Here is a 19462-nt window from a genome sequence, read left to right on the forward strand (position 1 = left end):
CCACATGTGTAACCCGTTCCATCAACTGCCTTTTTCATGCGCCGGGTCGTAGACCTTGGTCAGGTCGCCACCCAGGCGGAAGGTCTTGAACGGCTGCATCTTGTGCTTGCGCTCCAGTACCTCCGGGGCGCAGGTGTAGAGGGTGCAGAAGGGCTCGAGCCAGGCGAATTTCGAGTCCTGCTCCAGATCCTGCATGTCCTGTTCCTTGCCGTTCTTCTGCTCGAACAGCTGCGGATCCTTGACCCCGGCCAGCACCTTGTCGCCCAGGCGCTTGAGCGCGCCGTTGTTTTCCGGGCGTACGTCCACGCCGTTGACCAAGGCGAAACTGGCGATCATCGCCAGTGGCGGCAGCGCATAGTTGTGGTAGGCCAAGGCCCGTTGCTGGCGCTTGAGTTCATTGGGCAGGTAGCCCTGGGCGTCAACCTGGTTGGCGCCGACCTTGTATTCCTTCACTGCCCAATCGAACAGGTCGCGACGGTTGGTGGCGACGGACGTGGCCATCACCGACCAGGCGGCCCAGTACGAGTGGTTGTTGGTTTTTTCCAGGGGCAGGTTGTCCCAGTCGCTGACCACTTGCTCGGCCAGTTTGTTGAACCAGGCTTCGATCAGCTGCGATTGCTGCGGGTACTTGGCCAGCGGTTGCGACTCGGAAAACTTCAGGCGCACATAGGCCGACGCCATGCTGCCCAGCGCCCATTTGCGCATCGACTTGCCGGTGTGGTTGAAGTCCTTGGACATCAACGCATCGGCCTTGGCCCAGCTCACCAGCCAGTTCAACGTGCATTGCAATTGCTCCGGGCGACCGTCGCGCATGAACTGCATCACCCGCTTGCTGGTGTCTTTTTCCAGCTTGGTGATATCGGCGGTGCTGTCGCGAAAGGCTTTTTCCGACTGCACATTCAGGGTCGAGCGGGCTTTGTCGGAGCCTTCGTATTTGCTGCGAAACTGCAGCGAGCCGGTGTAGGGCGTGGGCATGGCGTCGCAGTCGTTCTTGAAGTCGCCGGTCTTGAACGCTTCAATCGGCGCGAAGTAGCCCTGGGGCGGACGCAGCGGTGCGGCGGCGTTGACGTGGCCGGCAAACATCGCCAGGCCGAGCAACGTTGGAATCAATAACTTCTGCATAGGTAACCTCATTGCCCGGCAGAGGCAGTCTGTTGACCACCCGCTGGGAATACGTTGCGTGTGCAAATTTTCGCTTCGACTTTCTGCGCCGCAGCACCCGCTTCGGGGCCCTGCACTTCCACGGCCAGCAGGTTCTGCGAGGCCCAGTCTTCATCGGTGCGCAGTTCAAAGGCGAAACGCCCGTCTGTCTCGGATGTCTCGGGTTTGTCGATCTTGATGTCCTCGTGGCGCCCGTTCATGTACCAGAGGGTGGCTTGCAGGGTTTTCACCGAGGGATCGGCGAAGCGAATGTCGACCTGGTGACGGCTGTTGCGCAGGTCCATGTTCTTGCTGTTGACCATCAACTCGTTCTTGCCCGGCTTGAGAGTGGTGCTGGCGCTCATCTGCGCCGGCTTGCCTTCGCAGCCGTTGTCGAGCAGGGCCATCATCTGGCGGTAGATGGTTTCCTGGTCCAGGCGATACAGCGGCGAGAATTCCCAGATCAGAATCTTCGGTGGGCTTTTCTGGAACTCTTCGCTGCCCAGGTACTGGATCATCGAGCCTTCCAGGCCGCCGCCGGGGAAGGCGACGTTAAGGATGTCGGCACCGATTTCCTGTTCCAGGAAACCGGCGAAGTTGTAGTTCTTGCCGCTGTGGCTGGTGCCCACCAGGGTGATCTGCGGGTTGCCGGAGTCGCCGAACAGGTCGCCGTCCGCCGCTTCGCCCTTGGGCTCGGTGCTGAACTGGTCCATGTACTGGATCGCGTAGCTGGTGCCGCACAGTTGCCCGGCCATGTTGTGCAGGGTGCCGGTCTTGCCCATGCGCCCGGATTTCTTGGTCTCGAATTCGCGCTGGGGGATCCCGGCGAATTCGGGCATGGCGCGCACTTTGGCGCCGACGATTTTCGCAGTGCGCTGGGCGCCATAGGGGGTCCAGTGCTGGTCGCCACGGAAGTAGAAATCGTGGGCCGGCAGTTCGTCCGGCAATTGCTCGTTGGTCAGCGGCGACAGGTCCGGCACCACATAGCCCATCTTGGCAAAACGCCCGAGCATGCTCTTGTAGTTGCCCAGGGCTTTGTCGAAGTCAAAGCGCGCTTTCTCTGCCGGGTTGAGCTTGTTGCGGTTCACCAGGCCACGGGTCGGCTGGTAGACCACCACCAGTTCCACGCCCTTGCTCTTGAACGCGTCGTGCAGTTGCTGCATGCGTTTGTAGCCGGCCGGGGTGGTGTCGAATTCGGTGCGCAGGTCTTCCTGGGTACGGAACAGCCAGTCGCCCTGGGCCTGTACCAGGGTGGTGAAATTCTGCTGGTAGCGGGTGGTGTAGTTCTTTGCGTCATGAGCCTCGGGGCACAGGTTGCAGCACGGCTCGGCGGTAAAGCTCGGCGCCTTGGCTTCATCGGCGCGCACGCCGCTGCTGGCGGCCAGGATGCCGAGGGTCAAACCCGAGAGGCTGAGCAGCTTGATCATGTGTGGGTGCATAAAGGTCATCCTCAGTCCTGCAATGGGGTCTGGCGTTCGACAGGGTCGATCAGCACGGCTTTTTTCTGGCGTACCAGCAAGTCGAGAATCTCTTCCTGGCGCTCGCCCAGAACGCCGGAGAAGCTGATGCCACTGGATTTGGTCGGCGCGAGCATCGACACGCGGTACAGCTCGATGCTCAGCGGCGAGTCGATGGACAGCGGCCCGCTGCCATTGGCCGCCAGCTCGCCGCCGACCACGATCAGCGAGACCTTGGTGTCGAACGGGTCGAGCTCGATGTCGCGGTCGGTGTCGGTCAGGTCCTTGATATGGCCGTAGACGCCGGTCAGGCCGTTGGCCATGGCGAGGTTCTCGTACAGGCGGATGTTCACGCTGTTACGGATACGAATACCGTGGCGGCGGTTGCTGATCACCTTGTTGCCCCACAGCAGGTTATCGCCGCTCTCATAGAGGGTGATGCCGTCGGTGTGGTTGCGGTAGATCTCGTTGTCGGCGATCAGGTTGTTCACGCTGTTACGGTCGATCACCAGGCCCGAAAGCTTGTTGTCGTAGCTGCGGTTGTTGAAGATGAAGCTGTCGTTGACCTCACGGGAAATAATGATGCCGTGCTTCTTCTTGGTGCCGTACACGGTGTTGTCGGCAATGATCAGGCCGTGGGAACGGTCGTGGGGGTCGATGCCGTAGACGATGTTGTCTTTGTAGGTGCTGCCCTTGATCACAAAGCCGGTGGTTTCGTAGCAGTAGAAGCCGTACCACATGTCCGAGAACTCGGAATCGACGATCCAGCCGGTGGGCTCCGGGCGCTTGAGGACCTTGGCCATGTTCGGCGTGTACTGGGAAATACTCACGCCATAGGACTTGCTGTTGGCATAGCCGAAGCTGGCCATCTTGCTGTTGACGATGTAGGTCTGGGTGCCGCCCCAGGCCAGCAGGAACGGGCGGAATTCCTTGGGCGAGCGGAAGGTCGCCGGGCCGTTGGTTTTCTCGCGCCAGCCGGTGATCTTGGTGTCGCGCACAAACAGCTGGCCGTCGTTGACCAGGAACGCGCCGGCCTCCTGGGACAGGCGCAGTTCCTGGGTCTGTTGATCGATTTCGAGGATGCCTTTTTCGCCGACCACAATCGGTAGCTTGGCCAGGAACACGCCGGGCGAGGTTTCGCTCAGGTATTGCTTGGGCACTTTCTGGAGCAGGTCCTTGAGGTTCATGTAGCCGTCGTCGATAAAGATCGCCTGGGGAATGCCGTGCTGGCGCACCACCCATTCGGCCATCTTGTTGTCGCCGCCGATAAAGTCCTTGAGGGCGTTTTCCTGCATCATCCGGCGCACGCTGACCTTGCCGGCCTTGCTGCGCACGATTTTCTTCGCCACGGCTTGTGCGGTGTAGCCCGAGAGGTCCGGCAGTGTCGGCTTGGCCAGCTCCAGCGGCGCGGTGGGCGGGCTGGTGATGGTGTAGGTCTTGGCCTGTTGCAGTTCCTTGGCGATGGTGGGCGCCTTGACCTGCGGCTCGACATTGGCAAAGGCCGGGGCGCACGCCAGCAGCATTGCCGCAGCGAGCAGGGCCGAGCCTTTGAGGGCGTGAGGATTCATTGCGCAGGCTCCCATCAGAAACGCCAGATCACATCGACAAAGGCGCGGTGCATGTACGAGTCGACTTGCTTGCCATAGGCGTCGCCCGGTTTGAACACGCCGCCACGAAAGCGCACCAGGGCCGACGGTTCGTCGATCGACTGGCTGAGGGCGGCGGGCAGCAGGCCCTTCTTGAAGTACTTGGTGACCACCAGGTCCATCTCCTGGCCGAGGTCTTTCTTGCCGTCTTCCAAAGGCAGGGAGGCGCTGGACAGCACGGCGCCGGTGACGTCGTCGTAGTTGTTCTGCACCGCGTCGATGCCATTGCTGCCCACCGGCTTGTTACCGTCGACACGCCAGAACTTGTGGTAGACCAGGCTGGCGTCGTAGTCGTCGCGCAACTGCCAGGAACCGAACAGGCTCATGGACTGCATGTTGTTCATCTCGCCGCGAAACGCCTCGCCAAAACGATGCACCCGCGATTGCGTGCCGGTGAAGTTCGAGCGGTTGCTTTGCAGGCCGTTCTGTTCGTAGTCGGCGCTGGCGCGGGCATAGGCCGCACCCACTTGCCACTGCGGGTCGAGGCGCAGGCGCACACCGAGGTCGGTGGCCCAGCCATCCACATCGGTATTGCGCTTGGCGTTGGCCGGGCGGCTGCCGTCGGCGTTCAACGCGTTGACGTTGCTGCGCTCGCCCTGCATGCCGGTGACGCTGGCCCAGTAGTTGACGCTGTTGGTGTTGCGCCAGTTATAGGCGTCGCTGTTGGCCTCCAGGCCGAGCCAGGTCAGGTCGCCGTTCTGGCGCTTGTCCAATGAGTCGGCGGCCACGCCCGGTTGCGGGTAGTCGAGCTTGCCGTCGTCATGGCTGTGATGGCCGCGCACGCCAACCCAGTGGCCCGGGGTCCACTGGTAGGCCGCGTCGGCGTAGAAGTGCTGGCGGTCCTTGTCTTCGGGGGACAGTTCCTTGAGGTCGGTGCGGTACTCGCTGAAGCGCTCGGCGGCGCCGACATTGGCCTTGAGCAGGGTGGTGTCGAAGGTCCAGTTCAGCGCTTCGATATTGGTGTCGCGCCATTGCCCGTCGTCATTGCGCAGGCGTTGGCGGCCCAGCTTGAGGATCTCGCCAGGGTAGGGGGTGAAGCCGCTGTAGCCGACCCAGAACTCGCGCAGGGCCAGGTAGTTTTTCTTGGTCTTGCGGTCGTTGTTGCTCGATTGCTCGGTGGTGTCGCCATCGGACTGTTGCAGGGTGTCGGTCTCGATGATGTCGCTGGACGCCACCGCCTGGCCCATGGCGTAGGCGCTCCACGCGCCGCGCTCACCATAGATCCACGGGCGCACATCCAGACCGATGCCGTTGACGTCGCCGCCGCGCTGGGTGCCGAGGTCGCGGTCATCTTCGGACTGGCCGGTGACTTTCACTTCCAGGCCGAAGTTCTTGTCTTCGGTCAGCGCGGCCAGGGTCGGGCACGACCACAGCAGGGCGAAGGTCAGGCCAATACCGGCCTTGACGAATGGATTGAGTTTCATAGGGTTTCCTCGCCGTCTTCTTCTTGCAGGGCGTGCAGTTGCAGCGCGCTTTGGCTCAAGGCGCCACGGGCGGCCAGCTCTTGTTGCAGCAGGCGCTGGCCCTCGGCGCGCTGGGCAGGCGGCAGTTGTTGTTCGAGTTGCGCGGCCAGTTCATTGGCTTGCGGCGTGTTTTGGGCTTTGGCCAGTTGGCTGAACACATAGGCGTTGAGCGGGTCGGGCTGGGTGCCCTTGCCTTGGGAAAACAGTTGGGCGATAGCAAAGTCGGCGCTGTTCTGGCCGTTGCGCGCGGCGGTCAGCAAGTGATCCAGGGCTTTTTGCGGGTAGACCTGGCCCAGGTAGCCACGGCGGTAGATCTGGCCGAGGTAGTAATCGGCGGCCACTTCCCGGCCCTGGGCTTTCTGAAAGTGCGCTTGCGCGGCCTTGGCATCGGCCGGCACCCACTTGCCTTCGTAGTAGAGCTTGCCCAGCAGCAGTTCGGCGCGGGGCTGGTCGGCGGCGCGGCCGTTGTCGAGGTACTTCATCATTTGCTCGACGTCGCCCAGTTCCGGGAAGTCGTAGAGCAGCTGCGCGAGGCTGACCCAGGACGCCGGGTAGCCGGGGGCGATTTTTTCCAGCAGGGCCTGGGCGGTCTTTTCGTCCGTCTTGCCGAGTGAGGCATCACCCAGCACACGGGCCACACTGTCGACCCGCTGGGCGCTGACGGTGCCACGGCTGTAGCCGGCTTGCATCTGCTTGAGCAGTTCGGCCTGTGGCTGCGGCTGCTCGCGCTTCTGGTAGACGGTGGCCAGTTCGACGTAGCAGATATCGGTGCTGCTGAGCGCGGCCTTGCAGATTTTTTCGATGTCATCCAGGTGCTGGTCGTAGGTGCCCTGGGTGCGGTACAGCAGCACCTGCGCCAGGCCGGCTTCCGGATAGCCGGCGGTGCGCCAGGTATCGATCTGCTGCTGCGCGTTGACGCTGGGGAAATCGTGGGGGTATTGCAGGTACAGCATGGCCAGGGGGATCAGGGTGTTGCCTTCGCCATTGGCAAAGGCTTTTTTCAACAGGCCTTCGGCTTCACGGTGCTCGGCTTCGGTGGCGCCGGGCTTGGCCACCAGCAGGCGGCCGAGACGGGCCTGGGCGCGGGGCGAGATATCGGCGGCCGCGCGGTAGGTGGCTTCGGCTTGCTTGATCTGCGCCGGGTCGCGGCTGCCGACCTGGATATCGGCCAGGCCGACCTGGGCTTCGCTGTAGCCCAGTTCTGCCAGTTGCTGGTAATTGTGCGCGGCGGTGGCGGTGTCGCCACGCTTGAGGGCTTCATTGGCCAGGCGCTGGTCGGGCAGGCCGGCGCAACCGGCCAGTGTGACGGCCAATGCCAGCAGCGCCACAGGTCGCATGGGGGAGCGAGCTTTTGTAGGAGCTGGCTTGCCTGCGATGCGCGCGACTCGGTGTGCCTGCTGCACCGAGTCGATGCTATCGCGGGCAAGCCCGGCTCCCACAGAAGTGGGCTCCCACAAGGGTTGTGTTGTTCTTGAGATAGGGTTCACAGGCAAATCCTCGCTTACAAACCAGCAGCCATGGCTTTATCAATCAGCCAGTTCAGGGACGGGCCACGGTCGCTCGTCACTTCTACCGGGCGGCCGGCATAGGCGCTGTCCAGCGGGGCATCGGGCTTGATCTGCACGCGGATATCCGAGGACAGGTCGGCGCTGTTGAGGCTGGTGCTGCTGACGATGGTGCCGGTGCGGGTCTGTTCCTCATCGGCGACCTGGAAGCTCACCGGGGTGCCTGGGCGCACATCACCGAACTGGCGATAGGAGAAACGCGCCTCGACATTCGCCTGGCTGCCGCGCGGCACCAGTTGGAAGATCACATCACCCTTGCTCGCGTATTGACCGTCGGCCACCAGTTGCTGGGCGACGATGCAATCGCAGGGCGAGGTCAGGGTGCCGGTCATTTGCTTGCCGAACAGCTCTTCGACCTTGGCCGGTTGCAGCTGGTCTTCGTCCAGGTGGCCCTTGAGCACATCCAGCATGCTGGTGCTGAAGGTCGCCAGTGGCGCGCCTTTGGCGGCAACCCCGTTGTCTTTGATCAGGCTTTGCACGGTGCCGTCGCGGGGCATCGTGACGTTCATGCCTGGCACGCTGACCAGGCCGGCCTGGGCGTGGCTGACGAAGTACATGCCGTACACCGACTTGAACACAAAACCGAATGCCGCCAGGCCCACCAGGAAGATCGCCAGGCTGAAGGTCACGGCGCGCAGGCGGCCAAAGGCGGTCATGCCGCTGCCGCTGTCCTTGACCTTGCGTGCCTTGGTGAAGTTGTCGCGCTGCAAGGTCGCCAGTACATCGCCCATGGTCACGATATCGCCGGACAGGTGCGAAGTGATCAGGTGGCGCAGGGTGGAAATATCCTGGGCATCCAGGTTCTGGAACTGGCAGCCGGTGCGGCCGGTCTGGCGGTCGTGGGAGCGGATCAACAGCTCCACGTCCATCGCCAGGCCGAGGTTGTCGATGACAAATTGCAGGCGCGCCTTATGCACATCGCCAACCTTCAGCGGTTGCTGGGCGGCATTGAAGGCCAGGCCGCCGGCGGACAGGTCGATGACCCGTACTTCCATGGGGGTGCGGTCGGCGCCGAAGAAGCGCAGCTTGGCCGGGATTTTGACCCGGGCGTGTTGGCGCTGGGCTTCGGATTCGTGGACAACATTGGCGTTTACTTGACTGTTCATCAGGGCATTTCCTTAAGTTAATTCAGGCTTGGCAGGGTCAGACCATCATCAGCAACACGGCGACGAAAATGCTGCCGGCGGAGAAGGTCATGGTCCGAGACGACCAGGTGTTGAACCAACGCTGTGCGCTTTCCAAATCACGGGTCAGTTTGGTGTCCTGGCGGGTCCAGGATTGTTGATCGAGGCGGAAGAACACGTAGATCTTCACCAGCGCGCCCATGATCTGGTTGTAATAGAGAATCACCGGGTAGGCGGGGCCGATCTTGTGGCCCGAGCACGACAGCAACAGGGTCAGGATCAGGCGGGTGATACCAATCCACAAAAGGTAAGCGAGGATGAACGCGCCGCCGTACTTGAAGGTGGCGATGATCGCCACGGTCAGGCCGAGCAGGGAGGTCCACATCGACACGCGCTGGTCGAACAGCACCACGCTGGTGAACAGGCCCAGTCGGCCCATACCCAGGCCCAGGGCCCGGGAGTTCTGGCGCAGGTTGTTGCCGTACCAGCGGAACATCAGCTTGCGGCTGGCCTTGATAAAGCTCTTTTCCGGTGGATGCTCGACGGTGTTGATCGCTGCATCGGGCACGTAGAAGGTGTCGTAGCCCAGGCGCATCAGGCTGAACCAGCTGGACTTGTCATCGCCGGTGAGGAACTTGAAGCGGCCCAGGCGCCAGTGTTGCAGCGAGTCGCTTTCCACGTCGGCGATAAAGCCGGGGTCGGTGACCACGCTGGCACGGAACACCGACATGCGTCCGGTCATGGTCAGCACGCGCTTGGACAGGGCCATGGAGCACATGTTGATGTGGCGCTGGGCGAAGCGCAGTTTGTGCCACTCGCTCATGATGTAGCCGCCGCGCACTTCGCAGAACTCGTTGGTGGTCAAGCCGCCGACATTGCCGAACAGCTGGAACCACGGCACGGTCTTGCGTACCACGCCTTCGGCGAGCACGGTGTCGCCATCGATCACCGCCACCACGGCGCGGTCGTCCGGCAGGTGGCGGGAGATGGCGCGGAAACCAAAGGCCAGGCCATCGCGCTTGCCGGTGCCGGCGATGCGCACGAAGTCGAGCTTGACGTGAGCCGGTGGGTTCATCTTTTCCCAGAGGCTCTTGACCAGCAGCTCATCGGACATTTCCACCAGCGAGCAGACCACGGTGGTGGGGAAGCCGCACTCGATGGCCTCGCGAATCACCGAGCTGTAGACCTGGGCGGTGGTCAGCGCGTCGATGCGAAAGCTGGTGACCATCAGGAACACGTGGGAGGGGTCCGCCGCCTTGCCCAGCTTGCGCACTTTGCGCCGCAGGTGCGGGTAGACCACGTACAGGAACAGCATGCCGCGCACAAAGTGCGTAGCGCCCATGGAGTAGCGCCAGATGCCAACGGCGCCAATCAGGAAAATGAAATTCTTCGACTGCGAGTCGAATGTGCTCGCCGGCAACGCCAGGGCCAGGCACATCAACACGCTTAAAAACAACAGCCAACCGGCGGCCTGAAGGAGGCCGTGCTTTAGCCTGTGCATAATCTGCATCCGTCTGGAGTCTCGGGCGAGCCTGTGGGGTGGCCCGATGGGGTTGTGGCAGGCTTACAGTGGGGCGCCATCGCCGGCGAGCCGGCTCCTACATGACATGCGCGACCTGTAGGAGCCGGCTTGCCGGCGATCAGCGCGGTTACCAGCAAATGCCTTCGGTACGCCCATTGACGCTGGTGGCCTGGGACATGAAGCCCACCAGGTCGATCACTTGCTTACCGTGCGGGGCTTGTTGGGCCAGGGCGCGGAATTTCTCGTCGCGGTTGCCGAGAATGATCACGTCGCTGTTGTTGATCACATCGTCGAAGTCCGAGTTGAGCAGGGACGACACGTGGGGGATCTTGCCTTCGATGTAGTCCTTGTTGGCCCCATGCACACGGGCGTATTCGACGTTGCTGTCGTAGATGCTCAGGTCAAAGCCCTTGCCGATCAGCATTTCCGCCAGTTCCACCAGTGGGCTTTCGCGCAGGTCATCGGTGCCGGCCTTGAAGCTCAGGCCCAGCAGGGCGACCTTGCGCTTGTCGTGGCTGGAGACGATGTCGAAGGCGTTCTGCACCTGGGATTCGTTGCTGCGCATCAGCGAGTTGAGCAGCGGCGCCTCCACGTCCAGGGTGCTGGCGCGGTAGGTCAGGGCGCGCACGTCTTTTGGCAGGCACGAGCCGCCGAACGCAAAGCCTGGGCGCATGTAGTACTGGGACAGGTTGAGGGTCTTGTCCTGGCAGACCACTTCCATCACTTCGCGACCATCCACGCCGACCGCCTTGGCGATGTTGCCGATCTCGTTGGCGAAGGTGACCTTGGTGGCGTGCCACACGTTGCAGGTGTACTTGATCATCTCGGCAACGGCGATGTCCTTGCGGATGATCGGTGCGTCGAGTTCTTCGTACAGCGACTGCAGGACGTCGCCCGAGGCTTTGTCCAGTTCGCCGATCACGGTCATCGGCGGCTGGTCGTAGTCGGCGATGGCGGTGGATTCGCGCAGGAACTCGGGGTTGACCGCGACACCGAAGTCGACCCCGGCTTTCTTGCCCGAGCAGTCTTCGAGGATCGGGATCACGACGTTGGCCACGGTGCCGGGCAACACGGTGCTGCGTACCACGATGGTGTGGCGGGTGGTCTTGTCACGCAGGACAAAACCAATCTCGCGGCATACCGCTTCGATGTAGTTGAGTTCCAGGTCGCCGTTTTTCTTGCTCGGCGTGCCCACACAGATCATCGACAGGTCGGTATCGCGGATGGCGTCGGCGAAGTTGGTGGTACCGCGCAACCGGCCGGTGGCAATGCCCTGGCTCAACAGTTCGCCCAGGCCGGGTTCAACGATGGGGGATTTACCCGCGTTGATCAGGTCGATCTTATCCTTGGAAATATCCACGCCGACCACTTCGTGGCCCCGTGCAGACAGGCAACCGGCACATACTGCACCCACGTAACCCAAACCAAATATGCTGATGCGCATCGCATTTACCTCTATCTTTATCACGCCATTAGATGGCCGGAGTTCATGTTTTCAAGCGTCACTCATGCACTAGGTAATGCCGTGAATAGACACTGCATTGCCATGTGCAGGCATGTTAAAAGTCGAGTGACTAACTAATGCACTCAAGTTGTGCGCAACTTGGCCTTGTTGTTGGGGCTTGCCCTGAAATGCAGCCAGCCTTCGGTGAGAAGGGTCTGGCGCCAGTGCCGCAATGCCTTGATATGGACATGAAACCCTTATCTATCAATGCCTTGGGTTGTCTCACTGGCCCATTCGGGTAGGCTTAGCCTTGGCCTTGTAGGGGATGGTCATGCAACCTTATCGCCCGCCCTCAACTAAACAGTTGGTAATTAGACCGAAGAGTCATAGTTGTATGTGACAACTTCACTACTTCTTTTGGTCGCTGTGTAAGTCATATCGCACATGAACAGAGATAATCGTTACCGGTGGTATGAGCGGCCCTGGAAGACATAGTTCCGGGCCGCTCATCCTGTTTCTCGAAATTTCTTGAAATATTAGGAAAGATGGCACTGGTACTATATTGATAGCACTTGCGGATTGGGCTAGTGGTTATAGGGAGTTGGCGCGGGGATATAGTTTTATGCCACTACTGTTTTAAAAAAGTGGTGCCACTACGAAAAAAACTGACGAATGTCGAGTGAAAGAAACGTTAGGAATTCTGAAGAAATATTTTTGACGTCAAATTAATGACTATTTCATTGGGGAAATGCAGATAAAAATGTGGGAGCAGGCAAGCCAGCTCCCACATTAGATTTGCGCTGTATTGGTGACCTATTGCGGTGCGTGGTCGCGCAAAAACACCAGGTTGTCCGGCTTGGACTGTTCGGCACTGAAGCGATAGCCCTGTACATCGAACTGCTTGAGCTGCGCCGGGTCGTTGATGCGTTCTTCGATGACGAAGCGGCTCATCATGCCCCGGGCTTTCTTGGCGTAGAAGCTGATGATCTTGTACTGGCCGTTCTTCAGGTCCTTGAACTCGGTGTTGATGATCCGCGCGTTGAGGGCCGGGCGCTTGACCGCCGAGAAGTATTCGTTGGAGGCCAGGTTCAACAGCACGTCATCGCCTTGCTCGGCCAGGGCTTCGTTGAGCCATTCGCTGATGCGTGTGCCCCAGAAGGCGTACAGGTCCTTGCCACGGGCATTGGCCAGTTTGGTGCCCATCTCCAGGCGGTACGGCATCATCAGGTCCAGCGGGCGCAGCAGGCCGTACAGGCCCGAGAGCATGCGCAGGTGATCCTGGGCGTAGGCGAAGTCGGCGTCGTTGAAGGTCTGGGCGTTGAGGCCGGTATAGACGTCGCCCTTGAAGGCCAGCAACGCCTGCTTGGCATTGGCCGGGGTGAAGGCGGGGGTACAACTGCCGAAACGCGCGGCGTTGAGGCCGCCGATCTTGTCGGAAACATGCATCAGTTCACTGATCTGCGCCGGGCTCAGCTCGCGCAACTGCTCGATCAACTCTTGGGAGTGGTCCAGGTATTGCGGCTGGGTAAAGCGCTGGGTCGCAGGCGGGCTCTCGAAATCGAGGGTTTTGGCTGGGGAAATCACCATCAGCATGAAGTCGTCTCCTGTAATCGTCGGGGGATTCTAGGGGGTTGGGGCCTTCGACTCCACCTATCGCGTCAATAGCCACCCATTCTCTGTCGGCACCGGCAAGCCGGCTCATCGGCTATAGTGGCCGACGACTCTGGAGGGGGAGACCCGTTGTGCGAATTGCGCTTTTGTTGTGCGCCTGGCTGACCTGCCTGGGTGCCCAGGCGGCCAGTGTGGATGTCGCGAGCCTGGACCGCGGCACCTGGCCGGAAAAACTCAGCAGCCCGGCGCTGTTCGATGTGGCGTCACGCGCTGAAATCCTCATGTTCGCCAACGCGCTGCTGGCCAGCGAGGCCCTGGATGAGCCGGCCCTCAAGCAGCGCCTGGGGCTGAAGATCATCAATCAGGGGGCCATCGACGACCTGCGTCGCCACCTCTGGCAACGGTTGCTGGAAAACTACGGATTTGCCCAGCAAAGCTGCGAGCAGGACGCCTCGTTCTGCTACCTGGTGGACAACATGGACGACCTGCGCGAGCAGGCCGGCAAGTTCGCGGTGGGCGAGCAGTCCTTCTATATAGGCTGGGCCGGCCCCAGCCGCGCGTTTCACCAGCGCTACCTGGACGAGCTGTTGCGCAAGGCCGCCCTGTTTCCACAGATCAGCAGCGAAGTCGCACGTTTTGGCGATTTCGAGCGCAACGGTGATGAACTCAATGACCGCCTGTTTTTACTGACCTTCGATGGCGGCCCGTCACCGATCAGCGGTAATACCGACTGGCTGGCCGACTACCTGCGCAAGCAAAAAATGACCGCGACCTTTTTTGCCCTCGGCAATAGCCTGCAAACCCGCCTGGAAAAGACCTCGCCCGCCGATATGCAGGCGTTGTACCAGGGCCAGTGCGTGGGCATCCAGGGCTGGCAGTACCGCTCCCATAGCCATTGGGTCGACTGGCAAAGTTCGATCACCCGCACGGCATCACTGACCCAGAACCTGTTGCCGGAAAACTACGTGCCGCTGTTTCGCCCGCCCTACGGCCAGCGGCGGGCTGACAGCCAGGGCTTCTTCCAGGGCCAGGGCCTGCAAGTGGCGCTATGGGATATCGACTCCCAGGACGAGCCCGGCCAGCTCAAGGCCGACGAGTCGGCCCAGCGGGTGCTGACGCTGATGCTGTTGTGGCGCAAAGGGGTGATTGTGTTCCACGACACCCAGGACAAGGCGCGGGTCGCATTGCCGCTGTTGCTCCAGGCAACGGCGCAAAGTGGGCTGGGCTGGCAGGACTGTCGGGAGGCGTTTCGCTGAAAAGCGCAAAGGCCCGGCCCTGTTGGGGATGATGGCGTTTCGGGGTGATTTGCTGCGACATTTCGATGCAGGCGGACTTCCGACTTTAGCGGTGTGTGTGGCGGCCCGCCAGTGCTATTCGTCATCCTGAAAAATAAACTTCAAAAAAGCGTCAAAGTGCTTTTTCCTGTCATGGGTTTTGCGGTATTACGAAGGCAGATCGCCGAAACCTGCACCACAGGTGGCGTCTTCCCAGACTCCCTTTGCGGTGTGTTCGGCGGTCGAATCGAGGCGCAGCACTGTTGTGGTATTGCGTCGACTGGCTCCCACAAAGGTGACCGAGTATGGATGATCATGGACGTAACCCTTCTTCCGACCAGCCAATCCTTTATGTGCTTGATACCAATGTATTGATCCACGATCCAAACGCTTTGCTCAATTTCGAAGAACACCACGTCGCCATCCCAATGATCGTGCTCGAGGAACTCGACAAACTCAAAAGCGGGCACCACAGCGTTGCCGCCGAATGTCGCCAGGCGATCCGCCTGATCGACAAGACCCTGGGCGAAGCCTCGCCCGAGGATGTGGAAGTCGGCGTACCGATCCAGCGTGGCAAGAGCGGGCCCAAGGGCTTGCTGTCGATCCTGATGAGCAAGCGCAGCGAACCCAACAGCCTGCTGCCGGAAAACCTCAACGACAACAAGATCATCAACCAACTGATCGACCTGCACGCACGTGACAAGGACCTGCGCCTGGTGCTGGTGACCAAAGACATCAATATGCGCCTCAAGGCACGAGCGTGTGGGATCGCCGCCGAGGACTACAGTACCGACCAACTGGTCGACGACGTATCGATGCTGTCCCGTGGTTATCACACCATGACCGGCTCGTTCTGGGACCGCGTCAGCAAGGTCGAGACCCGCCAGGACCATGGCCGCACCTGGCATCAGGTACAGCTGACCGACAACTTGCCGGCGGTGCATATCAATGAATTCATCATCGACGAACAGGGTTTTGTAGGCTGGATCAAAGAGATCCAGGTCGACAAGCTGCTGATCCTCGACCTGCATCAGGAACCCCTGTTGCACCAGGAAGCCTGGGGCCTGAAACCGCGTGATATTTACCAGAGCCTGGCGCTGTACGCGTTGCTCGACCCGGACATCCACCTGGTCAACCTGACCGGCGCGGCGGGTTCGGGCAAGACCATCCTCGCCCTGGCGGCGGCCATCGAGCAGACCATGGTCACCAAGCGTTATCGCCGCATCATCGCCACCCGCAGCGTGCAGGGCCTGGACCAGGAGATCGGCTTTTTGCCCGGCACCGAAGCGGAAAAAATGGAACCGTGGCTGGGAGCGATCACCGACAACCTCGAAGCCTTGCACATGGATGACGAAAACACCCATGGCAGCGTCGACTACATCCTCAGCAAAGTGCCGTTGCAGTTCAAATCCCTCAACTACATTCGAGGTCGCAGCTTCCAGCAGAGCCTGATTTTGATCGATGAATGCCAGAACCTCACCCCGCACCAGATGAAAACCATCATCACCCGTGCCGGCGCCGGTTCCAAAGTGGTGTGCCTGGGCAACCTGGCGCAGATCGACACCCCTTACCTGTCCGCGACCAGCTCCGGGCTGACCTACCTGACGGAACGCTTCAAGGATTTCCCGAACGGCGTGCACATCGCCTTGCAGGGCGTCCCTCGCTCGATTCTGGCTGAATACGCCGAATCCCACCTGTAACCGCCCAGTGTGGGAGCGGGGTTGCCCGCGATAGCGGTGGGTCAGTCGATGATAAGTTGACTGACGCGCTCCTATCGCAGGTAAGCCAGCTCCCACCTTTTGATCTGCGTTGGGTTTACAATCGGGGGCTTCTGATCAGGAGTATCCCCGTGCTGACTCATCTCGATTCCCAGGGCCGTGCCCATATGGTCGACGTCACCGACAAAACCGTGACGTTCCGTGAAGCCGTGGCCGAAGCGCGGGTGCGCATGCTGCCCCAGACCCTGCAAATGATCGTCGACGGCGCCCACCCCAAGGGCGATGTGTTCGCCGTGGCCCGCATCGCCGGGATCCAGGCGGCGAAGAAAACCAGCGACCTGATCCCCCTGTGCCATCCGCTGATGTTGACGGGCGTCAAGGTTGAGCTGGCCGCCGAAGGGGAAAATACCGTACACATCATCGCCCGCTGCAAACTGTCCGGGCAGACCGGCGTGGAAATGGAAGCGCTGACGGCCGCCAGTGTCGCCGCGCTGACCATCTACGATATGTGCAAGGCGGTGGACCGTGGCATGACCATCGAGAACATCCGCCTGCTGGAAAAGCTTGGCGGCAAGAGCGGGCATTTCAAGGCGGACCAGGCATGAGCATCCACGTACTGTTTTTTGCGCGCTACAGCGAGGCGGTAGGCCTGGACTCCCTGGAGGTCGAAGGCGACTTCGCCACCGTCGATGCCGTGCGCCAGGCTCTGGCCGCAGATCCTGGCTTCGAGGTGCTCAATGAGGCCAGCCTGATGTGCGCGCGCAACCAGGAACTGTGCGCCCTCGACGAGCCTTTGCAGGCCGGCGATGAAGTGGCCTTCTTCCCGCCCGTGACCGGAGGCTGACCATGGCCATTCGTGTGCAAGCCCAACCCTTTGACCCCGGCGCCGAAGTCAACGCCATGCACGCCGCCAATGTAGGCGTGGGCGCGGTGGTGAGCTTTGTCGGCTATGTACGCGATTTCAACGACGGCCTCGATGTGGCGGGGATGTTCCTCGAACACTACCCCGGCATGACCGAAAAGGCCCTGGCCAAGATCGCTGTCGAGGCTGAGCAGCGCTGGCCGCTGCTCAAGCTGGAAGTGCTGCACCGCATCGGCGCCCTGGAGCCTGGCGAGCCCATCGTGTTCGTAGCGGCTGCCAGTGCCCATCGCCAGGCGGCGTTTGATGCCTGTGCGTTTGTGATGGACTACCTCAAGACCCGCGCGCCGTTCTGGAAGAAGGAAAACACCAGTGAGGGGCCGCGCTGGGTGGAGGGGCGCGACAGTGATCATGCGGCGGCGGATCGCTGGTAGTGGCGAGCAGCACCCACTACTAGCTCTATTTGACCTATAAAGCCTTTGGTTTAGGCCAAAAGGTTCTGCACAACTGTCAATTCTGACAGTTGTTCGTCATTCTCATTTAATACTTAATTACACTCACGGGCATTGGGTTTTCCTTTAGAGATAACCAGGCTGTATTAAGTAGTTATGCCTCCGATTGTACTTCATCGAAGATGAAAGTTTCAGGGAGAAAAAATGACTGAGGAAAATAAACTGTCCAGGCTTTCCCATTTCAGGGTTACATGCCCGGATGGGTCGAACTTTACGGATAATCTTTATGCCAACGGGCGCCATCAATGTGAGGTTGTTGTTGAAGTAATAAAAGAGTGCCCAAATAGAATTGGGGTATGGGAGCGTACTGAATTAACTGATGAAGAAATTGAAAGTATCAGAGTTGTTTCGTTTTTTTCAGAGGATGGAGGATTTTTACCTAGTGGTTGGAGTTGTGATGAGAGAAAAAATATTTACAGTGAAGGGCTTTGGGAAGGTGATAAAAAAGTAGAACTGAAACCAACTGATTATAATCCGGGTCCCCTGGTTCAGAGGGTTTCTCGTTACTTGCGTTTCAGTTCGCAAGGCTCTATGGAGTCAGTCAGACTTGTAGCATGTATGGTTTTGAATGGTCAGGTTTATAAAACCAAGTCGTTGGCGGAAGATAGCAGTTTTGATTCGTCGGTTACCCTCCAGCCAGTGGTTCCATTTAGACTCTCTGTGAAAGATTTGGTTGAGTATAAACATGCAGCAGTTTCGGATACAACGTTCTATGCGACGGTATATTATTGGACTCCTCCTGCTGGGGTGGTGTTCGTTGCGCAAGAAGGTCTTGACCGGCCGTTGGATATGGACTACGAGGGTGACCATTTTCAGACTGGTTACGCTTATGCAAAACAGGGCAATAACACTCCCCATAAGGGGGGGGTAGTTGTTAATAAAGGGAACTCTCCCGTTATGCGGTCGGATATATTCAAGCCTTACGGTATTCCGGTTTACAATCATTATGTGCGGACTGATATGCGGCCGACAATCATGAGGGCAATAACGGCACGATCTCTTGCTTTGAAAGTTGATGTTACGCACGACTCGAATAGCACATGGAGTTTAATAGATAATTTTGGAAACTTACATCAGTTTGTATTGGAGTCGGCCGGTGCTAACTATGAAGGCTTGCGTATAAAAGATAAGGGGCCAAACCTAAACTTGACCTATTTCAAGATAAAGCTTCCTAATAATCAAACTTGGACGGATGCTCTTTATAGCAACGGTCGTCATCAGTGCAAGGTCCAGGTCGAGGTGCTATTGGAGCGCGAGGGTGCAGGTCCTGTTCCACTGACTGCAGAGCAGCGTGCTAGTGTGACGATTACACGTTACTCAACAAATGTACACGAAGTATTGCCGCCTGGATGGTCTTGTGATGTTGAAAAAAACATGTTTGACACGGGACGCTGGGTGAGAGATGGCATCATGGAAGATGAGCAACGCAACATAGGCCCGGATGATAATGGTTCGGTACCGTTTTCAGAAATAATTGATCGGTATATGCGTTTCGACTCGACCACTCCGATCGAAACTCAAAAATTCATGGCCAGAATCATAATAGATGGGGTTGTTTATACAACTAATCCGATATCTACTCCAGGTGGTAGTTCAATTGATATTCTTCCGATTAGACCATACCGTCTAAGCGTGCGCGATTTGACAGTTTATCATGATTTTGATGCGCAGCATGATGCTAATAGTGACGCAGATGTTTTTTATTATAATCCACCGGCGGGACTGAGGATTGTCTCCACGATGGGGCTTGACAACCCTTTGCAAGTCAATGATGAGGGTGATTACTTTCAAACGTCATTTTCGCAAAAAATCAACAGAGATGGATATCGGTATTGTAAGGCCGGTGTTGTCTTGCAAAAAGATGTGCCAGGCTTGAAGCTGCGGACTCATGATGTTCAGAGAAATGCTAACTTTCTTAATCCTTATATTGAATACAATGTTGTGTCTACTATTTTTCGTGTAGTGAAAATTTGGACAAAAAATCCAATTGTTGAAGGTGATACAAAAAGTACATTGCGTGTCTGGGATAATTTTGGATGTGAGCATAGATTTTTTATAGAGAAGGCGGACAGTGGGCGTAGTTTAGAACTGAGAGATGCGTGAGTGTGCGATTTCTGATCGCGAGTT

At 59.1% G+C, this 19462-nt stretch carries 15 protein-coding genes; 6 read left to right on the plus strand and 9 right to left on the minus strand.

The window, feature by feature from the left end; translation table 11 throughout:
- Nucleotides 1-21: 21 nt before the first annotated feature.
- The 9 genes from HBO11_RS11125 to yaaA all read right to left on the minus strand — a co-directional run bounded on the left by HBO11_RS11125 (nt 22) and on the right by yaaA (nt 12954).
- Nucleotides 22-1122 carry a mannuronate-specific alginate lyase gene (locus HBO11_RS11125; RefSeq protein ID WP_169954550.1) on the minus strand — a complete coding sequence of 367 codons (1101 nt, stop codon included), beginning with the start codon at nt 1120-1122 and terminating at the stop codon, nt 22-24.
- 8 nt (nt 1123-1130) lie between these two features.
- Nucleotides 1131-2579, minus strand: a complete 1449-nt coding sequence (locus HBO11_RS11130) for an alginate O-acetyltransferase (protein WP_169954549.1) — start codon at nt 2577-2579, stop codon at nt 1131-1133.
- A gap of 11 nt (nt 2580-2590) precedes the next feature.
- Nucleotides 2591-4180: a mannuronan 5-epimerase AlgG gene (gene algG, locus HBO11_RS11135; RefSeq protein WP_169954548.1), complete on the minus strand. Its 1590-nt coding sequence runs from the start codon at nt 4178-4180 to the stop codon at nt 2591-2593.
- Nucleotides 4180-5667: an alginate export family protein gene (locus HBO11_RS11140; RefSeq protein ID WP_169954547.1), complete on the minus strand. Its 1488-nt coding sequence runs from the start codon at nt 5665-5667 to the stop codon at nt 4180-4182. Before HBO11_RS11140 ends, algG begins: the two co-directional genes overlap by 1 nt.
- The gene (algK, locus tag HBO11_RS11145; RefSeq protein WP_169954546.1) at nt 5664-7043 is read right to left on the minus strand and encodes an alginate biosynthesis TPR repeat lipoprotein AlgK; all 1380 of its coding nucleotides are present in this window, start codon (nt 7041-7043) and stop codon (nt 5664-5666) included. The genes HBO11_RS11140 and algK overlap by 4 nt, the downstream gene beginning before the upstream one ends.
- Nucleotides 7044-7207: 164 nt before the next feature.
- A complete protein-coding gene (locus tag HBO11_RS11150) occupies nt 7208-8377 on the minus strand; it encodes an alginate biosynthesis protein Alg44 (RefSeq protein ID WP_169954545.1) in 1170 nt (389 codons plus the stop codon).
- Nucleotides 8378-8414: 37 nt separating this feature from the next.
- Nucleotides 8415-9899 carry a mannuronan synthase gene (gene alg8 / locus HBO11_RS11155; protein ID WP_169954569.1) on the minus strand — a complete coding sequence of 495 codons (1485 nt, stop codon included), beginning with the start codon at nt 9897-9899 and terminating at the stop codon, nt 8415-8417.
- A 145-nt stretch (nt 9900-10044) separates the two neighbouring features.
- Entirely contained in the window at nt 10045-11361 is a 1317-nt protein-coding gene (locus HBO11_RS11160) for a nucleotide sugar dehydrogenase (RefSeq protein WP_169954544.1), read from the minus strand.
- An 813-nt stretch (nt 11362-12174) separates the two neighbouring features.
- Nucleotides 12175-12954, minus strand: a complete 780-nt coding sequence (gene yaaA, locus HBO11_RS11165; protein ID WP_170058882.1) for a peroxide stress protein YaaA — start codon at nt 12952-12954, stop codon at nt 12175-12177.
- Between the two features lie 149 nt (nt 12955-13103).
- Here yaaA and HBO11_RS11170 point away from each other — a divergent pair, with 149 nt between their 5' ends.
- The 6 genes from HBO11_RS11170 to HBO11_RS11195 all read left to right on the plus strand — a co-directional run bounded on the left by HBO11_RS11170 (nt 13104) and on the right by HBO11_RS11195 (nt 19438).
- The gene (locus HBO11_RS11170) at nt 13104-14228 is read left to right on the plus strand and encodes a polysaccharide deacetylase family protein (RefSeq protein WP_169954542.1); all 1125 of its coding nucleotides are present in this window, start codon (nt 13104-13106) and stop codon (nt 14226-14228) included.
- A gap of 323 nt (nt 14229-14551) precedes the next feature.
- Nucleotides 14552-15946 (plus strand): PhoH family protein, encoded by a 1395-nt coding sequence (locus tag HBO11_RS11175; RefSeq protein ID WP_169954541.1) that lies wholly within the window; start codon nt 14552-14554, stop codon nt 15944-15946.
- Between the two features lie 149 nt (nt 15947-16095).
- Nucleotides 16096-16569 carry a cyclic pyranopterin monophosphate synthase MoaC gene (moaC, locus tag HBO11_RS11180; protein WP_057438233.1) on the plus strand — a complete coding sequence of 158 codons (474 nt, stop codon included), beginning with the start codon at nt 16096-16098 and terminating at the stop codon, nt 16567-16569.
- Nucleotides 16566-16808, plus strand: coding sequence for a molybdopterin converting factor subunit 1 (gene moaD / locus HBO11_RS11185; RefSeq protein ID WP_169954540.1), 243 nt, complete (start codon nt 16566-16568; stop codon nt 16806-16808). The genes moaC and moaD overlap by 4 nt, the downstream gene beginning before the upstream one ends.
- Nucleotides 16809-16810: 2 nt before the next feature.
- Nucleotides 16811-17257, plus strand: coding sequence for a molybdopterin synthase catalytic subunit MoaE (moaE, locus tag HBO11_RS11190; RefSeq protein WP_169954539.1), 447 nt, complete (start codon nt 16811-16813; stop codon nt 17255-17257).
- Between the two features lie 222 nt (nt 17258-17479).
- Nucleotides 17480-19438: a hypothetical protein gene (locus HBO11_RS11195; protein ID WP_169954538.1), complete on the plus strand. Its 1959-nt coding sequence runs from the start codon at nt 17480-17482 to the stop codon at nt 19436-19438.
- The last annotated feature ends 24 nt before the right edge of the window (nt 19439-19462 follow it).

The organism is Pseudomonas sp. WS 5010 (assembly GCF_012985565.1).
Taxonomy (GTDB): Bacteria; Pseudomonadota; Gammaproteobacteria; order Pseudomonadales; family Pseudomonadaceae; genus Aquipseudomonas.

Excerpts from the sequence above, each read along its gene's own strand:
- HBO11_RS11125 (WP_169954550.1), bottom strand. The coding sequence starts at position 1,122 with ATGCAGAAGTTATTGATTCCAACGTTGCTCGGCCTGGCGATGTTTGCC.
- HBO11_RS11130 (WP_169954549.1), bottom strand. The coding sequence starts at position 2,579 with ATGCACCCACACATGATCAAGCTGCTCAGCCTCTCGGGTTTGACCCTC.
- algG (WP_169954548.1), bottom strand. The coding sequence starts at position 4,180 with ATGGGAGCCTGCGCAATGAATCCTCACGCCCTCAAAGGCTCGGCCCTG.
- HBO11_RS11140 (WP_169954547.1), bottom strand. The coding sequence starts at position 5,667 with ATGAAACTCAATCCATTCGTCAAGGCCGGTATTGGCCTGACCTTCGCC.
- algK (WP_169954546.1), bottom strand. The coding sequence starts at position 7,043 with ATGCGACCTGTGGCGCTGCTGGCATTGGCCGTCACACTGGCCGGTTGC.
- HBO11_RS11150 (WP_169954545.1), bottom strand. The coding sequence starts at position 8,377 with ATGAACAGTCAAGTAAACGCCAATGTTGTCCACGAATCCGAAGCCCAG.
- HBO11_RS11160 (WP_169954544.1), bottom strand. The coding sequence starts at position 11,361 with ATGCGCATCAGCATATTTGGTTTGGGTTACGTGGGTGCAGTATGTGCC.
- yaaA (WP_170058882.1), bottom strand. The coding sequence starts at position 12,954 with ATGCTGATGGTGATTTCCCCAGCCAAAACCCTCGATTTCGAGAGCCCG.
- HBO11_RS11175 (WP_169954541.1), top strand. The coding sequence starts at position 14,552 with ATGGATGATCATGGACGTAACCCTTCTTCCGACCAGCCAATCCTTTAT.
- moaD (WP_169954540.1), top strand. The coding sequence starts at position 16,566 with ATGAGCATCCACGTACTGTTTTTTGCGCGCTACAGCGAGGCGGTAGGC.
- moaE (WP_169954539.1), top strand. The coding sequence starts at position 16,811 with ATGGCCATTCGTGTGCAAGCCCAACCCTTTGACCCCGGCGCCGAAGTC.
- HBO11_RS11195 (WP_169954538.1), top strand. The coding sequence starts at position 17,480 with ATGACTGAGGAAAATAAACTGTCCAGGCTTTCCCATTTCAGGGTTACA.